This window comes from Clostridiales bacterium (genome assembly GCA_030016385.1).
Taxonomy (GTDB): domain Bacteria; phylum Bacillota; class Clostridia; order Clostridiales; family Oxobacteraceae; genus JASEJN01.
In genome coordinates, this window is sequence record JASEJN010000004.1 from 1 (window position 1) to 16459 (window position 16459).

The 16459-nt window shown below is 39.5% G+C and carries 16 protein-coding genes; 12 read left to right on the forward strand and 4 right to left on the reverse strand.

Annotated elements, in window-relative coordinates; genetic code table 11:
- Positions 1 to 251: 251 nt before the first annotated feature.
- Genes polA through QME45_01555 form a run of 3 tightly spaced genes read left to right on the forward strand, consistent with a single transcriptional unit; the run spans position 252 to position 4076 of the window.
- Positions 252 to 2891, forward strand: coding sequence for a DNA polymerase I (gene polA, locus QME45_01545; protein MDI6617344.1), 2640 nt, complete (start codon positions 252 to 254; stop codon positions 2889 to 2891).
- A gap of 5 nt (positions 2892 to 2896) precedes the next feature.
- Positions 2897 to 3520: a dephospho-CoA kinase gene (gene coaE, locus QME45_01550; protein MDI6617345.1), complete on the forward strand. Its 624-nt coding sequence runs from the start codon at positions 2897 to 2899 to the stop codon at positions 3518 to 3520.
- Complete coding sequence (locus QME45_01555) at positions 3507 to 4076, forward strand: lytic transglycosylase domain-containing protein (GenBank protein MDI6617346.1); 570 nt, start codon at positions 3507 to 3509, stop codon at positions 4074 to 4076. The genes coaE and QME45_01555 overlap by 14 nt, the downstream gene beginning before the upstream one ends.
- A gap of 131 nt (positions 4077 to 4207) precedes the next feature.
- On the opposite strand, the gene QME45_01560 is transcribed toward QME45_01555, so the two are convergent.
- The 4 genes from QME45_01560 to QME45_01575 all read right to left on the reverse strand — a co-directional run bounded on the left by QME45_01560 (position 4208) and on the right by QME45_01575 (position 9666).
- Positions 4208 to 5860 carry a DUF4368 domain-containing protein gene (locus QME45_01560; protein ID MDI6617347.1) on the reverse strand — a complete coding sequence of 551 codons (1653 nt, stop codon included), beginning with the start codon at positions 5858 to 5860 and terminating at the stop codon, positions 4208 to 4210.
- A 57-nt stretch (positions 5861 to 5917) separates the two neighbouring features.
- Positions 5918 to 6121, reverse strand: a complete 204-nt coding sequence (locus tag QME45_01565; GenBank protein ID MDI6617348.1) for a transposon-encoded TnpW family protein — start codon at positions 6119 to 6121, stop codon at positions 5918 to 5920.
- Positions 6122 to 6198: 77 nt separating this feature from the next.
- Positions 6199 to 7098 carry a phage major capsid protein gene (locus QME45_01570; GenBank protein ID MDI6617349.1) on the reverse strand — a complete coding sequence of 300 codons (900 nt, stop codon included), beginning with the start codon at positions 7096 to 7098 and terminating at the stop codon, positions 6199 to 6201.
- 273 nt (positions 7099 to 7371) lie between these two features.
- A complete protein-coding gene (locus QME45_01575) occupies positions 7372 to 9666 on the reverse strand; it encodes a phage/plasmid primase, P4 family (protein ID MDI6617350.1) in 2295 nt (764 codons plus the stop codon).
- A gap of 1253 nt (positions 9667 to 10919) precedes the next feature.
- Between QME45_01575 and QME45_01580 the strand changes: the two genes are divergently transcribed.
- The 9 genes from QME45_01580 to QME45_01620 all read left to right on the forward strand — a co-directional run bounded on the left by QME45_01580 (position 10920) and on the right by QME45_01620 (position 16145).
- A complete protein-coding gene (locus QME45_01580; GenBank protein ID MDI6617351.1) occupies positions 10920 to 11198 on the forward strand; it encodes a DUF5320 domain-containing protein in 279 nt (92 codons plus the stop codon).
- 63 nt (positions 11199 to 11261) lie between these two features.
- Positions 11262 to 11639 carry a DUF134 domain-containing protein gene (locus QME45_01585; GenBank protein MDI6617352.1) on the forward strand — a complete coding sequence of 126 codons (378 nt, stop codon included), beginning with the start codon at positions 11262 to 11264 and terminating at the stop codon, positions 11637 to 11639.
- Between the two features lie 2 nt (positions 11640 to 11641).
- Positions 11642 to 12046 carry an iron-sulfur cluster assembly scaffold protein gene (locus QME45_01590; GenBank protein ID MDI6617353.1) on the forward strand — a complete coding sequence of 135 codons (405 nt, stop codon included), beginning with the start codon at positions 11642 to 11644 and terminating at the stop codon, positions 12044 to 12046.
- Complete coding sequence (locus QME45_01595; GenBank protein MDI6617354.1) at positions 12021 to 12389, forward strand: NifB/NifX family molybdenum-iron cluster-binding protein; 369 nt, start codon at positions 12021 to 12023, stop codon at positions 12387 to 12389. The genes QME45_01590 and QME45_01595 overlap by 26 nt, the downstream gene beginning before the upstream one ends.
- Position 12390: 1 nt before the next feature.
- Complete coding sequence (locus QME45_01600) at positions 12391 to 13248, forward strand: ATP-binding protein (protein ID MDI6617355.1); 858 nt, start codon at positions 12391 to 12393, stop codon at positions 13246 to 13248.
- Positions 13226 to 14101 carry an ATP-binding protein gene (locus QME45_01605; GenBank protein ID MDI6617356.1) on the forward strand — a complete coding sequence of 292 codons (876 nt, stop codon included), beginning with the start codon at positions 13226 to 13228 and terminating at the stop codon, positions 14099 to 14101. Before QME45_01600 ends, QME45_01605 begins: the two co-directional genes overlap by 23 nt.
- 4 nt (positions 14102 to 14105) lie before the next feature.
- Entirely contained in the window at positions 14106 to 14927 is an 822-nt protein-coding gene (locus tag QME45_01610; GenBank protein ID MDI6617357.1) for an MBL fold metallo-hydrolase, read from the forward strand.
- Positions 14928 to 14944: 17 nt separating this feature from the next.
- Positions 14945 to 15784 carry an Mrp/NBP35 family ATP-binding protein gene (locus QME45_01615; GenBank protein ID MDI6617358.1) on the forward strand — a complete coding sequence of 280 codons (840 nt, stop codon included), beginning with the start codon at positions 14945 to 14947 and terminating at the stop codon, positions 15782 to 15784.
- A 1-nt stretch (position 15785) separates the two neighbouring features.
- Positions 15786 to 16145 carry a NifB/NifX family molybdenum-iron cluster-binding protein gene (locus QME45_01620; protein ID MDI6617359.1) on the forward strand — a complete coding sequence of 120 codons (360 nt, stop codon included), beginning with the start codon at positions 15786 to 15788 and terminating at the stop codon, positions 16143 to 16145.
- Positions 16146 to 16459: the final 314 nt, after the last annotated feature.

A 16459-nucleotide genomic window follows, 5' to 3' on the forward strand; every position in this document is an offset into this window, starting at 1 on the left:
GGCCTTAGAACTTACAAAACTTGAATCTGGCGAATGAGTGTTCAAAATGACATAATCCAAATTACGAATTGAAGTTTATTGCCATACAAGTTTTCAAGAGAATCGATGATTATGGTATAATAATGTTAATATATATTTAAATATCTTTTGCAGCATATGCAAGATGTTTTACTATAATTATTTTTTAAAATACAGGATATAAATAATACCGGTGTCCGGCCTATGATAATTTTGCAAAGAGGGAGATTTCTATGAAAGCTGAAAAAATGGTCATAATCGATGGAAACAGCCTGATGAACAGGGCATTTTATGCAATACCATCTCTGACAGATTCAAAGGGTGAGTGCACTAATGCCGTTTATGGGTTTACAAATATGCTTTTAAGGATAATAAGTGAAGAAAAGCCTGAATATATGGCGGTCGCATTTGACAGAAAAGCTCCGACATTCAGGCATAAAGCATATACCGAATACAAAGCGGGAAGAAAGAAGATGCCCCCTGACTTAAATTCGCAATTTCCCATAATAAAAAAAGTGCTTAAGGCATTTAATATCGGTATATATGAAATAGACGGATATGAAGCCGACGATATAATAGGGACGGTCGCAAAAAAATGCGAGAAGGAACTGGATGTGACGATATATACGGGAGACAGGGATGCTCTTCAGCTTATATCCGATCATACAAAGGTTGCAATCACCAAGAGAGGCATAACTGATATCGATATATATGATTCTGACAAGATGATGGATAAATATAATGCAACTCCAAGGCAGTTTATAGATATAAAGGGCCTTATGGGTGATGCTTCCGATAATATCCCGGGAGTTCCAGGCATTGGAGAGAAAACTGCCATAAGGCTTATAGATGAGTTTAAAAGCATTGAAGGCATACTGGAAAACATAGATACTATAAAAAGTGCCAAGATCAAAAAATTGATGATAGAATATGCGGAGCAGGCATTATTCAGCAAAAAGTTAGCAACGATCGTAACAGATGTTCCTATAGAATTTAATATAAACGAAATGAGATTGAAGGAAGCAGACAGACAAAATCTATTATCTGTTTTCCGGGAACTTGAATTCAAAAGCCTTATCGAAAAAATGGAATTGAATAAAGGCACATCGTCTGAAAATTTAAGTACTGTGGACTGTAAGATAGCAGACAGGAAAGATATAGAAAAGCTGATTCAAGATGTGAAGCGTTCAAAGAGATTCTCAATCGTATTTATTATAAGGGGCACTGACTTTTATAATACCGATATCGAAGGAATAGGCATATCAAATGATGGTAATAGCGCTTTATTTATAAAGCCTGATCATGAATATATAGAAATGCTTAAGGATATTTTGGAAGATGAAAATATAAAAAAGTACAGCCATAACGCAAAAGATGGATATGTAAGCTTAAATAAACACGGTATCGACTTAAAGGGGTTGGAATTTGATACCGCCATCGCATCATACTTATTAAATCCTTCTGAAAGTACCTATAATATAGATGAGCTGTTAAGGCGCTTTTTGAATATAGATATAAAACCCGAAAAAGAGATTCAAAAAGAGATTAAAGACGGGGCCGACCGGAGTATCATATGCAGTTATTTGTGTACAGAGGCAGCAGGTGTGTTTAAACTTACGGATATATTAAAAAAGAAGGTATCGGAAAGCGGTATGGATTTTCTGTATTATAATGTAGAAAATCCATTGATAGAAGTATTGGCAAGCATGGAAATCACGGGATTTAAAGTTGATAAGAATATTTTGCTTAAATTATCGGATGAATTTGGAAGCGAAATAGATCAGTTGACGGCAGATATATATAAAATGTCGGGTGAGGAATTCAATATTAATTCTCCAAAACAGCTTGGGCATATATTATTTGACAAGTTAAAGCTCCCTGTGATAAAAAAGACAAAGACAGGATATTCTACGGATGCCGAGGTTCTTGAAAAGTTAGCTCCGCAAAATGAGATAGTAAAAAAATTGCTCGATTACAGGCAAATTATGAAATTAAAATCCACATATGTAGATGGGCTTCTACACATTGTAAATGAAGACGGGAGGATTCATTCGAGTTTTAATCAGACAGTTACTGCGACGGGAAGGATCAGCAGTACGGAGCCAAATCTTCAGAATATACCCGTAAGGCTTGAAATAGGCAAGAGGATAAGGAAGGTATTTATTCCATCAAATGATGAATGCCGAATACTTTCAGGTGATTATTCACAGATTGAGCTCAGGGTGCTTGCACATATTTCAAAGGATAGAAATTTAATGGATGCATTTTATAATGGATTGGACATACACAGAAAGACAGCGTCAGAAGTATTTGGCGTTCCGATGGATGAAGTTACGTCTACCATGAGAAGCAGGGCAAAAGCTGTAAATTTCGGGATCATATATGGCATAAGCGATTTCGGGCTGGCCAAGGACATTGGAATAAGCAGGAAGGAAGCAAAAACATATATAGATAATTATTTGAATAAATACAGCGGTGTAAAAAGTTATATGGAAGGCATAGTAAAAAAGGCTAAAAAAGATGGTTTTGTTACAACGATTTTGAACAGGCGAAGGTTCATACCCGAGATTAAATCTTCAAACTACACGGTAAGATCCTTCGGTGAAAGATTGGCAATGAATACGCCGATTCAAGGCAGTGCAGCCGATATCATAAAGATAGCCATGGTAAAAGTTTATTACAGGCTAAAGGAGAGAGGCCTTAAATCCAAATTGATACTACAGGTGCATGATGAACTTATTGTGGATGTTTATAAGGATGAATTAGATGCAGTCAAGGAGATTATAAAGGATAGCATGGAGAATGCCTTTAAATTGGATGTACCTTTGAAAGTTGATATTAATTCGGGAAACAACTGGATGGAGGCCAAGTAGTAGTCATGAAAATAGTAGGGCTGACCGGTGGGATTGCATGCGGTAAAAGTACGGTATCTAAAATCTTAAAAGACCTTGGAGCTTTTATTATAGATGCCGACATGGTGGCAAGGGAAGTTGTCAGGCCTGGGGAAAATGCGTATAAAAATATACTGATTCGCTTTGGATCAGGGATATTAAATCAAGATGGCACATTAAACAGGAAAGCTTTGGGGAATATTATATTCAATGATAGATATAAGCTTATGCTTCTTAATAATATTACTCATCCGGAAATCAGAAGGGCAGTAATTGATAAGCTAAAGAAGGTTAAGGATGAGGATAAGTATAATGTTATTATTATAGATGCAGCTTTGCTTTTGGAAGCGAAAATGGATGATATCGTCGATGAAGTATGGCTCGTATATGCAGATTTAGGAACGCAGATCCAAAGGCTTGTAAAAAGGGATAATATGACTGAGAAAGAAGCGAGGATGAGGATAAATTCGCAGATGCCTGTGGAAGAGAAGATGAAGCGCTCTGATAAAATAATAGACAATTCCGGAGACATCGATTATACAAAAATGCAGGTTTTGAAATATTTTAATGAGATCAATACAGATGGGAGGGGACCCATTGCGCATACGTGATTTAAGGTTACTTTTTATAGCTGCCGTGATTATTATAATTGCCGTTGTAAACTGCAAGTCAATAATAAGATATTTTTATCCTTTAAAATATGAAGATATCATTAGAAAATATTCACAAGAATATAATATAGATCCTTATTTGATTATGGCGCTTATAAATGTCGAGAGCCACTATAATCCCGATGCAACATCAAAAAGGGATGCGAAAGGATTGATGCAGATAACTTCGCAGACCGGCGAATGGGGTGCTAAACAGCTTAATATACGGGATTTCAAGGATGATATGTTATATGATCCTGATTTAAATATAAAGATAGGATGCTGGTATATAAACAATTTAAGGCTTGAGTTCAATATTAAAGACAGCGAGGACGACATTATATTGATGCTGGCAGCCTATAATGGAGGAAGCGGCAATGTGAGGAAATGGCTTCAAAGCGGGAGTTACAGCAAAAATGCCATCGGCTTGGATCAAATTCCGTTTGCCGAAACGCAGCAGTATGTTAAAAAAGTAATTAAAAATTATAAGATATACAGATGGATAGACAATAAATAAATCGATATAAATAACTCGTTTAGAGCTTCATATATAAACAATTGCGTGCCGTTAGGAGCGGTCAGATAGGGATTTATAATTCCTGAAAAATTCGGCATAGTCGTTGATATTCGGCTATGCCGTTTTTTCGTTTAGTTTGGTAAGTCGATAGCGCCAATGCAGTTATAGAAAATTTGAATCCGCTGGGTTCTGCGGCCATCTACTTTTTCAGCCTTAAATACTATAATTTTATCAATGAACTCTCGGATAATCTCTGCATCCAATTCTGTAATTTCTGTGTACTTTTTAACCAGTGCCAAAAATCGGTCGGTATTGAGGGACTGTTCATTTGCTGTATCAATAGTATGCTTTAATTTGGTTATCCTTTCTTCCAGAGCCTTCTGCTCGGCTTCATATTCAGCCGACATCTTGTAAAAACGCTCTTCGGGAATTTTGCCCATCACATTGTCCTCATATAGCTTTCGAATGATTTTGTCTATGTCAGCAATGCGAGTCTGTGCTTGTTCGTACTCCTTTTGACTTTGGCGGAGTTCTTTGGCAAGTTCCTTTTCTGAATTATTCATTACTATACGGATGAATTCCTGTTCATGGTCTTTGGCAAAGGAGGTTACACGTCTTAAGTCTTCTAGCAAAAGCTGTTCCACTACAACATTGCGTATCTGATGTGAACTGCACATACCCTTTTTCTTGCGGTAAGTAGCACAAACGAAATATTCCTTATCGTGTGTCCATCCCTTGCCTCTAACCTGATACAGCTTTGCACCACAGTCGGCACAGAACATCATGCCAGAAAGCATTCCCATTTCACCTAATCGTGATGGTCTTCGCTTGCCATCTCTAATTTTCTGCACTGTTTCCCAAGTCCCCTCATCAATAATTGCTTCATGGGTATTTTTGAAAACCAGCCATTCCTCTGGATTGTTCATTATCTTGACTTTGCTCTTATATGACTTTTTAGAAGTCTTGAAATTCACTGTGTGGCCTAGATATTCCATTTTAGCCAGAATATCTGCTACGGTACGAGCTGACCAAGCATATGGGTTTTCAGGTGGTCTTGCTGGAGTGTTAATACCCATTTTGCGAAGATGAACCGTAGGTGTATCAATGCACCGCTTTTCAAGTTGCTTTGCTATCTGCGTAGGTCCAAAACCGGCCATGCATAGTCGAAAAATATCTCTGACCACCTCGGCGGCTTTCTCATCTATAATCCAGTGCAACTTGTCTTTAGGGTCTTTAATATAACCGTAAGGCGGATTGGTGCAGAGCGGCTTACCGGACTGTCCCTTGGATTTGAACACAGCACGGATTTTCTTGCTAGTATCCTTAGCGTACCATTCATTAATAATGTTAAGAAACGGTGTAAAGTCACTGTCTGCTTGGTTTGCACTATCAATACCGTTGTTAATAGCAATGAATCGTACATCTGCTTCAGGAAACATTATCTCTGTGTAATAGCCTACTTTGAGGTAATCCCTGCCGAAGCGGGACATATCCTTAATGATAATCGTTCCAATTCTACCGGACTCTACATCTGCAATCATGCGGTTAAAGTCTGGCCTATCAAAAGTTGTACCGCTGACCCCATCATCCACATAAAATTCGATGTTACGAAAACCGTTGTCCTCAGCATATTTCTTTAGAATTGCCTTCTGGTTTACTATACTGTTGCTGTCCCCTGCAAGCTCATCATCACGGGAAAGCCTGCAGTAAAGAGCAGTAATTTTCGCTTCTTCAAATGCTATTGTTGATTTAAGTATAGTGCTAAATGTTGACTGTCTATTCATTTTTCTCCTCCATTTCCGACAGTCTTCAAGCGGTTTAGCACTATGTATATTACCGTACTACCTTGAAGAAGTCGAGTTGATTTCCGTGGGTTTATATGAACTATCTGATAACTTTGAAAGGCTTTTTGCATTGACTGTAATCAGTCGTTTCAGCTTGGAATATGCACTTTCCTTTGCTGAATCACTTACTCGTGATTCCACCACATAGACCGTACCTCCGATATCGGATTTGGTTGTGCGGCTGTTACTTTGATTTTCCATATCGTGTGACCTCCTATCCGATGTTTTGAAGGAACTGGCACTGAGCCGAATTGATGACTCAGTGCCTAATCCATCATTTAAGCTTTTATTTGTAATATTTTCAGAGCATCCGGTTGAATTAGCTTCCCATCCAATCTCTCGTAAGCAGAAAAGCCAATCTGCCCCTGCAATGCATATAATTCACTTAATTTTTTTATTGTTATTGGCTGACGCTCAATCAGCCAGTAGTATGATAAATCTCCAAATACAATGCTTTTTGCTCCTGCAGATAATGTAGGCATATATGGAGAGGTAACTACAGGCTTTCCGAAAATGGTGTTATCTGAAGAATTCCACAGATAACTGCCATTTGTATTTTTAAGGGTTCTAAGAAGCATGGCAGTATTATCGTGCATGATAAACACAGCGTTATTTCGGTATTCATCTTTTAATGAAAAATACAGCGAAATAATCTCGTCAAAAGAGATAATAGCACTATCTGCTGTAGTTACATCTGCATCTGCTGTAAGGATACCTGTTGGCTGAGTTGTGCCATTTCCATTAAATAATGCATTTTCCTCAGCCTTGCCAAAACGCTTCGCAAAATCACCCATCAGATATTTTTCAAGATTAAAGTTCATATCGGTGACGAATGAGCGGTTTAGCTTGACAAGAGATGCCAGCTTGTATGATTTCACCAGAAACTGTGTAAATGTATCGGCACTTTCGGGGATTGGATCTCCGTCTTCAACCCAATCTGCTGTACCCGTTGAGGGTACCGCTTGAATTTTACCTTCTGCAGAAGATAGATTGATAACAGTAGCAAATCTGCGGAATATATTCTCCTTTGCCAAAGCAGTGTTAAAGCCTTCTCTGAACTCATCTGGTGCGACATAGGCTCCTGCATTATCAAAGCCCTCGCTTAGATTTTGATTATTTTCTTCTTTTCCTTTCATAACATTCCAAAACGCTCTATTATAAGTTGTTGATGTTGCCATAATCCTTTACCTCCTAAATTAAAATGGATTGTGGGGTATATACCCCGTTTGAAACCGCGTTTTTTTATGCGTTGCCCCACGCCCGTTGTCCAGATGAAAAAGTGTGGAGATTTGACCTCCCCTAGGGGCAGGTATTAACACATGGAGTTGTATCCATTGTTTTCACTGGTTTTAAGCTTTGTAGCAAGATGTAGCAGGTAAAAACTAAACTCTCTATACGAGAGCGATTTTTTATATAACCTGTTTTTCTTGCTACAAGCTGCTACACTGTGTTTAAATAAGAAGAAATTCTTCTTCAGTCAGCTTATATCCGATAAGCATTGTGGTCATTCCACCACCAGAACGTGGTCGTTTCCGTTCTACACGGGCGATAGCTGTTAATGCTTGTTTGAAGTTTCTTGCATTCTCCGAATAACATCCATTGGCACTGCACCAACGCTGATACCGGGCATACACTTCGGATGTCCGCACCTCACTATTAGGACTTTCCTCCAAGGCATCCTCGAAAAATAATGCTATTTTATCGCTGTCACGCTTATAAGCCTCTGTTGCTGTCTTAACGGAATCAGGTAAAATCAAGCCCTCCTTCTTTAACAGCTGATAGCCTTCAATTAGCCAGTTGAGGATAGCACTCTGATTCTTCGGTTTGGCGAATTCACGTTTTAGGTTTTTATCCTGCTCGCTTTCATCGAAGTGTCGTTCAAAAGGAATAATCACCACTCTGCCACTAGAAAACAGCGTCATATCCGTAATAACGGGCAGATAATTGGTGTTGATATACAGCTTAAACTTTGGCGAAAAGTCAAAAGAATTCTCATGTAGAAACCTTGCGTTAATGGTGTCACCACCCGTCATGCTTTTTACCTGTGCAGCATTTAAGACAAGTCCTCTGCTAGGTTCGGAGATATTCACAAAGCGTACTCCTGCAAGCCGGGCAATATCTTCACTTGGACTTGAACTGTTATTGTTCTTTTTCAGACTGATAGTCTCTGGCCTTGCGGTACAGCCATAACTGCCTAATACCTTAAGAATGCTCTCACATAGCGTACCTTTACCATTTCGAGTTGTAGCACCATAGAGAACAAACAGGCATTCATACCGAGTGTCTCCGCTGATACTGTAGCCAAAGGCCTTTTGGAGGAATTTTGCCTTTTCCTCATCTCCGCTCATAATCTCATGAATAAATCTATCCCATCGCTCACTTTTTGCTTCTGGATCATACTTAACACCAGATATCTTTGTGAGTCTGTCCTCGCTGTTGTGGGGATGAAAATCCATGGATGTTAAAAACAATGTTCCATTGGCACAGTTGAGCATAAGCGGGTCTTGGTCAAATTCAGCCATTGATATGGGATATACGCTCTGTGCATCCTTAAGCACCGTTTCCCTGTACCTTCTTGACTGCCATTTTCGGCAATAGTCAATGTATGCCTTTCTTTGATGTTCATCTTGAATAGTCAAAGCATAGGTTAGCAGTTGATTAGCCAATGATTTACACATTTCCATTACTTTTAGATTACCGACATCAGGAATCCAAATGCCATTCTCGTAGCAAAACCACATTTTCCTTTCAGGAACATAGCGGGCAAAAGATTTATAATAATCAGCAAACAGCCTGCTTGCCCCAATATCCGTCCAAGGGTAGCGATTGTTACTCTCAGGCTTAAAGTCAGCAAGGGAACATTCTCCAAAATCTTCTGTAGCTGATGAACGCTTACCACCTAGTTTGTATATTTCAGTAGCATTTGCGATAGCTTTTTCTATGGTTATCATTCCATAAGTACTACCGGACTGCGGTCTATTCCATTTATCTCGCATTAGGCCGCTCTGCCGGAAAAGTCTGTCTATCTGTCCAATATCTCTGCCACACCAAAATGCCAGCATACCGCAAAGTGCCAAATCAGCTTCACTGGCAGAAGCATAACCAGATGTATCTCCCTGCCATAATGCTTTGAACCTTTCTCCGTTTGCCGATTTTAAAGCCTTCTCAATAACAGACTTGTCAGACAGATAGGATTGGCTTTCTCTATCCAGAATTTGCTTCACAGGGGTAGGACGTAGCATATACTTGTCTAGTATCATCTGAAGCTCATTCGATTTCTCCGCTATATCACCATCTGCAAATACATTGCCTGTTACGGTAACAAAGCGGTTTGTTGCTCCAGCCACATAGACCTCAACTCCCAGCTTTCTGTTGTTGATATAGTATTTTGTTTTGTCAAAGTTAAAGCCTGTGGCCTTAAAGAAAATATGAAGCCCTTTTCCAGATGGACTGTGTTCCATATAGCAACCCCTAAAAGCCTCTACAACATTTTGGGCAACAGGCTTAAGCTTACCGCTGCTATCAAAGCAATCATCTAAGTCGATAACACATATGTCATTACCCACCAAAAATCCCATACCGTCATAATCACTTATAGCAGCTATCGCCGAACTAAAATCTTTAAATGTACCACGTTGATTTGGTTTTGCCCTTTTTCTCGTTACTGGGTTATAGGGAACTTTGGTCTTTTTACCACTTCGCTCTTCATATTTCCAACAGCAAAACTGTGGCTTATCTTTAAGCATCTGCGGCAAGTTATCATATTGTGTTTTCAGTTATTTCACCTCCTTGCCTTTTATAAATGACCCGAAACGCTACTGTTCCAGAGGGTTTGCCTTGTTTGACACAACCTCGTTATCTTACAAGGATTACGCTCGGAATTATCGTCATGGCATATTCTGCTTGAAGTATCTCTTGCATTTCGGGGTATTCAGTTGTCAAGGAACAGTGAGAGAAAAACTATGTTTTCATTGATTGTTCATGAGAAAGGCAGATCCACAGAGTTTGCTAAGGTAATTTCCTCTCATCCTCCACAGGCCTCAAACCTGCAATTTGAGTACAGGAACAAATATTTCTGTGAATTGCTTTCCTCTACTAATAGCCGAAATTATTAACCCCTTAGCTAATGCCACAGCAAATAGCTTACTCGAATGGTCAAGCAAAGTATTTTCCTCTCACCTTATAGCCTTGGTAGGGCACATTAGTTGAGGATTTTCTAAAAATATTTTTCTTCCTCATCCATAAGCGAAGAATTCTATTGATTCGAACCCCTAAAATAAAAAATAGCCTGTCTTTTTTCCAGAAAAGACGGCTGTAATGTTTATGCTTTTGCTCAAATTTGAGCGAAAGTGGTATTAAATTTAAGAAGGCTTAATGCTGTAGTTTTGGATTTTTCAATTAGACTTTTCGACTTTTTTGTCTAAAAGCTTTAATTCGAACATCTTAAGATAAATGCGTAAATAGAAAATTGTGATTGAAATAGACGAAAAATAATGTGAGATTAATTTTCCCTCATGTTTTAAGGCAGATGGGTCCTTTGATATTGAACGGTTTAAGGAATTTTTAAGTGATAAGATTGCTGTCACAGGAGAGGGTTATGAACTCAAGTTTTTGGGTAAAAACTATGCTCGATTGCTAGCTTCAATTGATACTACAACATTTGTTATGGCAGACGAGGAACATAACTCAAAACCAGAAAATATGAACAGTGAAAATATCTACATAAGTGGAGATAATCTTGATGGTTAAAGCATCTCTTGAAGTCATATTCACGTCAAGTTAAATGTATTTATATTGATATAATTTTGCAGAGATTGATACAAATTAATTACATTGTGCTTAGGGGCGTGGAAACTCAAAAAGGGGTGTGCAGGGTAAAAGTCGAGAAATCTCGGCTATTTTTTTGTGTAAAAAAGGGAAGAGGTTATTGACATATGCCATAAAAGGGGTATAATAAGAATAGATGGCATATGCCGGAAACTAAAAGGAGGTGAAAAACATGCCGAGAAGAGACGGAACCGGTCCAATGGGTGCGGGATCAATGACTGGAAGAGGATTAGGGCTTTGCACAGGTGCTAATGCAGTTAAGTACGGAGCTGGTCTCGGAATGGGATTAGGTCTTGGACTTGCTTGCAGACGTGGTTTCGGTCGTGGCTTTGGTAGAGGATTTGCATTTAACCATACCTCCTCAAAAACACAAAAAGAGCTGCTGAACGAACAGAAAACCATTTTGCAGGATCGACTCGAAGTTATTGATAAGCAATTGGAGAACCTATAATGAGCATCAGAAATAACCGGAGGACGCTCTGGTTATTTCTGATTAGAATGGAGGTGATGAATTATGGCGAGACCGATGAAGTGGAGAAAAGTTTGCTGTTTGCCTGAAAGTAATAGATTTGGGCCTCTTGATTCACCTGCCGACGCAGAAAACCATGTAAATATGACTGTTGACGAATATGAAACCATAAGACTTATCGATTTGGAAGGCTTCACTCAAGAAGAGTGCGCCAAGCAAATGAATATTGCTCGTAGCACCGTTCAAGGCATTTATATCGAGGCCAGAAAAAAGCTGGCTGAATCTTTAGTAAATGGAAAGGTGCTTTTGATTGAGGGTGGCGAATACCGGCTTTGCGAAGGATTAGGGAATGGTTGTGGTCGTGGCTGTCATAGGCATAGGCGTGGAGGGCGCTTTACTGTTGATGAGGATAGAGGTGGTTGATCATATATTCAGAAAAAGTAATCGAGCATTTTATGTGTCCGCAAAATGCCCATAGTATGCCCGATGCAGATGCTGAAGGAAGCTACGGTGATCCTTCCTGCGGAGATTATCTGACCGTTTATTTAAAGGTGAAAGATAACCGCATAGAAGAAATCAGCTATCTTGTATTTGGTTGTTGTGCTTCAATTGCAACATCCAGTATGACATCGGTATTAGCAAAGGGTAAAACCTTAGAGGAAGCATTGAATATTACGGAAGAAGATATTATCCAGGCTTTAGATGGACTTCCTGAAAATAAGGTTCATTGCTCAAATTTAGGTGTGAGTGCGCTACGCAGCGCAATTGAGAATTATTTAAACAAAAATAGAACGGAGGATTCTTATGAAAATAGCAATTCCAGTAGATGAGAAAACTTTGGAGTCGAATGTATGTGTATCCTTTGGACGTACTCCCTATTTTCTTATTTATGATGTAGAAACTAAGGAAAGTATATTTATTGACAACAGTGCGGCAACAAGCACAGGAGGTGCCGGGATTAAAGCTGCACAAATAATAGTAGATAACAAAGCAAGTGCTTTACTCACTCCCCGCTTAGGTGCAAATGCTGCTGACGTGCTAAAACCCGCTGAAATCAAAATCTATAAAACGGCAACTACTTCAGCCAAAAATAATATTGATGCTTTTATCGATGGGAAATTACCTTTGTTGGATGAATTTCATGCCGGATTTCACGGGCACGGGGGCAATTAATATGAGAATAGCTGTGCTAAGCGGCAAGGGCGGCACAGGAAAAACACTGGTATCGGTGAATTTAGCAGCGATAGCGAAAGCATCCACATATATAGACTGTGATGTAGAAGAGCCGAATGGACATCTGTTTTTTAAGCCTGAAGGAATTCAAGAAGAAGAAATATCAGTAAAGATTCCAGAAGTTGATCATGAGTTATGCAATGGATGTCGAAAGTGCGTTGATTTTTGCAACTTTAACGCCCTTGCCTATATTAAAAACAAACTGATTGTCTTTGACGATGTGTGCCACTCCTGCGGTGGCTGTATCTTGGTTTGTCCTGCAAGGGCACTATCAGAGAAAGCAAAGGTTATTGGCAAAATTAAAAAAGGTGTTTCTGGCGAAGTGGCGGTATGGACAGGAGTATTGAACACCGGTGAAGCTACGGGTATTCCTATCATAAAAAAGCTACTTGAGGAAAGTTCGGAAGTAAATAAGCAGACATTTATCGACTGTCCACCAGGAAGCGCTTGTATCGTGATGGAGAGCATCAAAGATGCGGACTATTGCATACTGGTGGCTGAGCCGACATTGTTTGGTGTTCATAACCTCAATATGGTATACGATCTGGTCAAGTTATTTAATAAGCCATTTGGGGTGCTTCTTAACAAATGTTTGGAAGGAGAAAATCCTGCTGAGAAGTTTTGCTTGGAAAAAAATATCAAGATTTTAGGCAGGATTCCATTTGACAATGAACTTGGAACCTTGAACTCAAATGCGGAAATCGCCGTTAATAAAAATGAGGAATACCGGGAATTGTTTTCTTCTCTGCTTAACAATGTGACAAAGGAGGTGCAGCATGAAACAACTACTAATCCTTAGCGGTAAAGGCGGCACCGGAAAAACGACAATAGCAAGTGCGTTTATAAAGCTTGCTGATGCCAAAGCATATGCGGATTGTGATGTAGATGCGCCTAACCTGCACCTCATTACCGGATGGAGTGTTAAACCTGCAAAAAAAGATTATTATGGGCTACCAAAAGCAGTGATAGATCCGGAACTTTGCATTAAATGCGATCAGTGTAGGCAAAACTGCCGATTTGATGCTATTTCAATAGATGAAAAATACAAAGTGGATCATTTCGCATGTGAAGGCTGCGGCGTTTGTGAGTATGTTTGTCCTGTGGAAGCGATAACTATGAAACCGGCAGTGGCCGGGGAATTGATGCTGTATTCTGATGGAGAAAAAGTTTTTTCAACAGCGCAACTAAAAATGGGCAGTGGTACCTCCGGAATGCTTGTAACTGAGGTGAAAAAGCAAATGAAGGCTGCGGCAGCCGATGCGGAACTTGCCATTATTGATGGATCTCCCGGAATAGGCTGTCCTGTCATCGCATCACTTAGTGGTGTGGATATGGTTTTGATAGTCGCAGAACCTTCTATATCAGGTATCAGCGATATGGAGCGCATTATAAATACAGCAGCGAAATTCGGGACGAAGACAGCGGTATGTATCAACAAATATGATACCAGCATTGAAAACACAGAAAAGATTGAACGGTTTTGTAAAAAACAAGGGCTGCCTTTTATCGGTAGGATACCTTTCGACTCCAATGCCGTGAAAGCGATTAATAATGGTCAAACCGTTGTAGATATAGACTGCATATCGGGGACGGCGGTTAAAGAGGTTTATCACAAAACAATGAATCTACTCTTTGAAAAAGGTGGTGGCTAAAGTCATGCTTATTAAAACGTTGGTTGAAAACACCTCGATATCAAAAGACTTTGGCAGCGAGCATGGCCTTAGCTTGTATGTAGAAACAAAAAAACACAAAATATTGTTTGATGTGGGCGCAAGCGATTTGTTTCTTCAAAATGCAAAAAAGCTTAATGTGAATATTGCTGATGTTGACTTTCTTGTGATTTCGCATGGACACTATGACCACGGCGGAGGGCTAAAAACCTTTTTGAAAGAAAACACAAAAGCCGAGGTATTTCTACATCGTCTCGCTTTTGAAAAGCACTATGCTATTCGTCCAAATGATGAATTGGAATTTGTCGGTCTTGATGAAGATCTGAAGCAAAACAAACAAATTATCCTCACGTCAGACCGTTTCTTTATTAACAGTGGAATCCAAGTATTCTCTAATATCGTCCAAAAAGAGCCACGCCCAAAATCAAACAGTGGTTTGCTCAAGGAATATAAGGGGCAAACGATAGCTGATATCTTTGCACATGAACAAAACCTCGTGGTAGAGGAAGACGGGAAAACCCTATTAGTAACAGGCTGCGCTCATAATGGTATCATAAATATACTTGAGCATTTTCACACGCTAAAAGGCCGAATGCCGGGCTATGTGATAGGTGGATTTCATCTTTCCAGCCGCTCAGGCGGAAACGAGGACTCTGAAATGATAGATAGAATTGGTAAATACCTGATGGGTACACAAGCAAAGTTTTACACCTGCCATTGCACAGGTATCGAGCCTTATAAAAGGCTGAAAGCTATTATGGGTGATAGCATCAATTATCTGTCAGCAGGCAGTGAAATTGTATTTTAAATAAAAGGAGCAAGATTATGAGCGAAAATTGCAATCAAAGCTGTAGCAGTTGTTCGGAGGACTGCGCAGAACGAAAAGAACAAAAAACGGATTTCTCCGAGAAGCTGCATGAGATGAGCAGTGTAAAAAAGGTTATTGGTGTTGTCAGCGGCAAAGGTGGTGTCGGTAAATCACTTGTTACCTCTATGCTTGCAGTTACCATGAACAGGATGAACTATCATACTGCGATTCTTGATGCGGATGTCACCGGGCCTTCTATCCCTAAGGCATTTGGTATCAGGGAGAAAGCCTCAGGCAGTGAATTCGGTCTATTCCCTGTTAAAACAAAGACTGGGATTGATATTATGTCTGTCAATTTGCTTTTAGAAAACGACACTGATCCGGTTGTCTGGAGAGGGCCAATTATTGCTGGCACAGTAAAGCAGTTTTGGACAGATGTTATTTGGAGCGATGTAGATTTTATGTTTATTGATATGCCACCGGGCACCGGCGATGTTCCCCTTACGGTATTTCAGTCTATTGCTGTTGATGGGATTATTGTTGTGACCTCACCACAGGAGCTTGTATCCATGATCGTATCAAAGGCTGTTAAAATGGCTGAGATGATGAATATCCCTATTATCGGTCTGGTGGAAAACATGTCCTACTTTAAATGCCCTGATAATGGAAAGGACTATCAGATATTTGGCGAAAGTCATATTGAAGAAATTGCCGAAAAACATAATTTAAAGGTTCTTGCTAAGTTACCTATCGACCCAAAAATTTCGGCTGCATGTGACAAGGGTATGATAGAGCTTTTCGATGGCAATTGGTTTGAGCCGGTTGCAAAAATCTTAGAAAAAATGGAGGAAAACTAAAATGCTGAAAATTGCAGTAGCAAGCGAAAATGGAATGGTGACTGAGCACTTTGGACATTGCGAAGGTTTCATGATTTTTGATACTGAAAATAATCAAATCATCAAAAGCGAAACCGTTGCTAACCCCGGGCATAGGCCTGGATTCTTACCTAACTTTCTTGCTGATCGTGGTGTAAATGTCATCATCAGCGGTGGTATGGGCGGAGGCGCGGTTGAGATTTTTAATGAAAGGAACGTTGAAGTTGTTGTAGGAGCAAAAGGTGATGCTAAAGCAGCAGTAGAAGCGTACTTGCAGGGCTCCCTTAAATCTACTGGTTCCGTTTGTCATGAGCATCAGCATCATGATGAATGTGGGGAATAAGGTACTTCTTTGTTGAAAACTCCGATACATGCATAGCTTAAATAATAATTAACTCCTCACCACTAATTTCTAAAATCGTGATGAGGAGTTTCTATTTTAGTTTTCTAATGCCAGAATCCCAGTTCCGTCTTTAAGGTGAACAGTTCATCATCATTGTCATAAACAGTAAAACAAAGACTGCACTAAAGGTTTTATCCTTCGGTGCAGTCTTTTCTTTCAAGTCTCCGCTTGAAGAGAGTCGGTTAAAATTCACATGTTTCGTAAATCCCTATGTGAACGCTTCTTTTGGCGCGTTTTTTTATTATTTTATTATA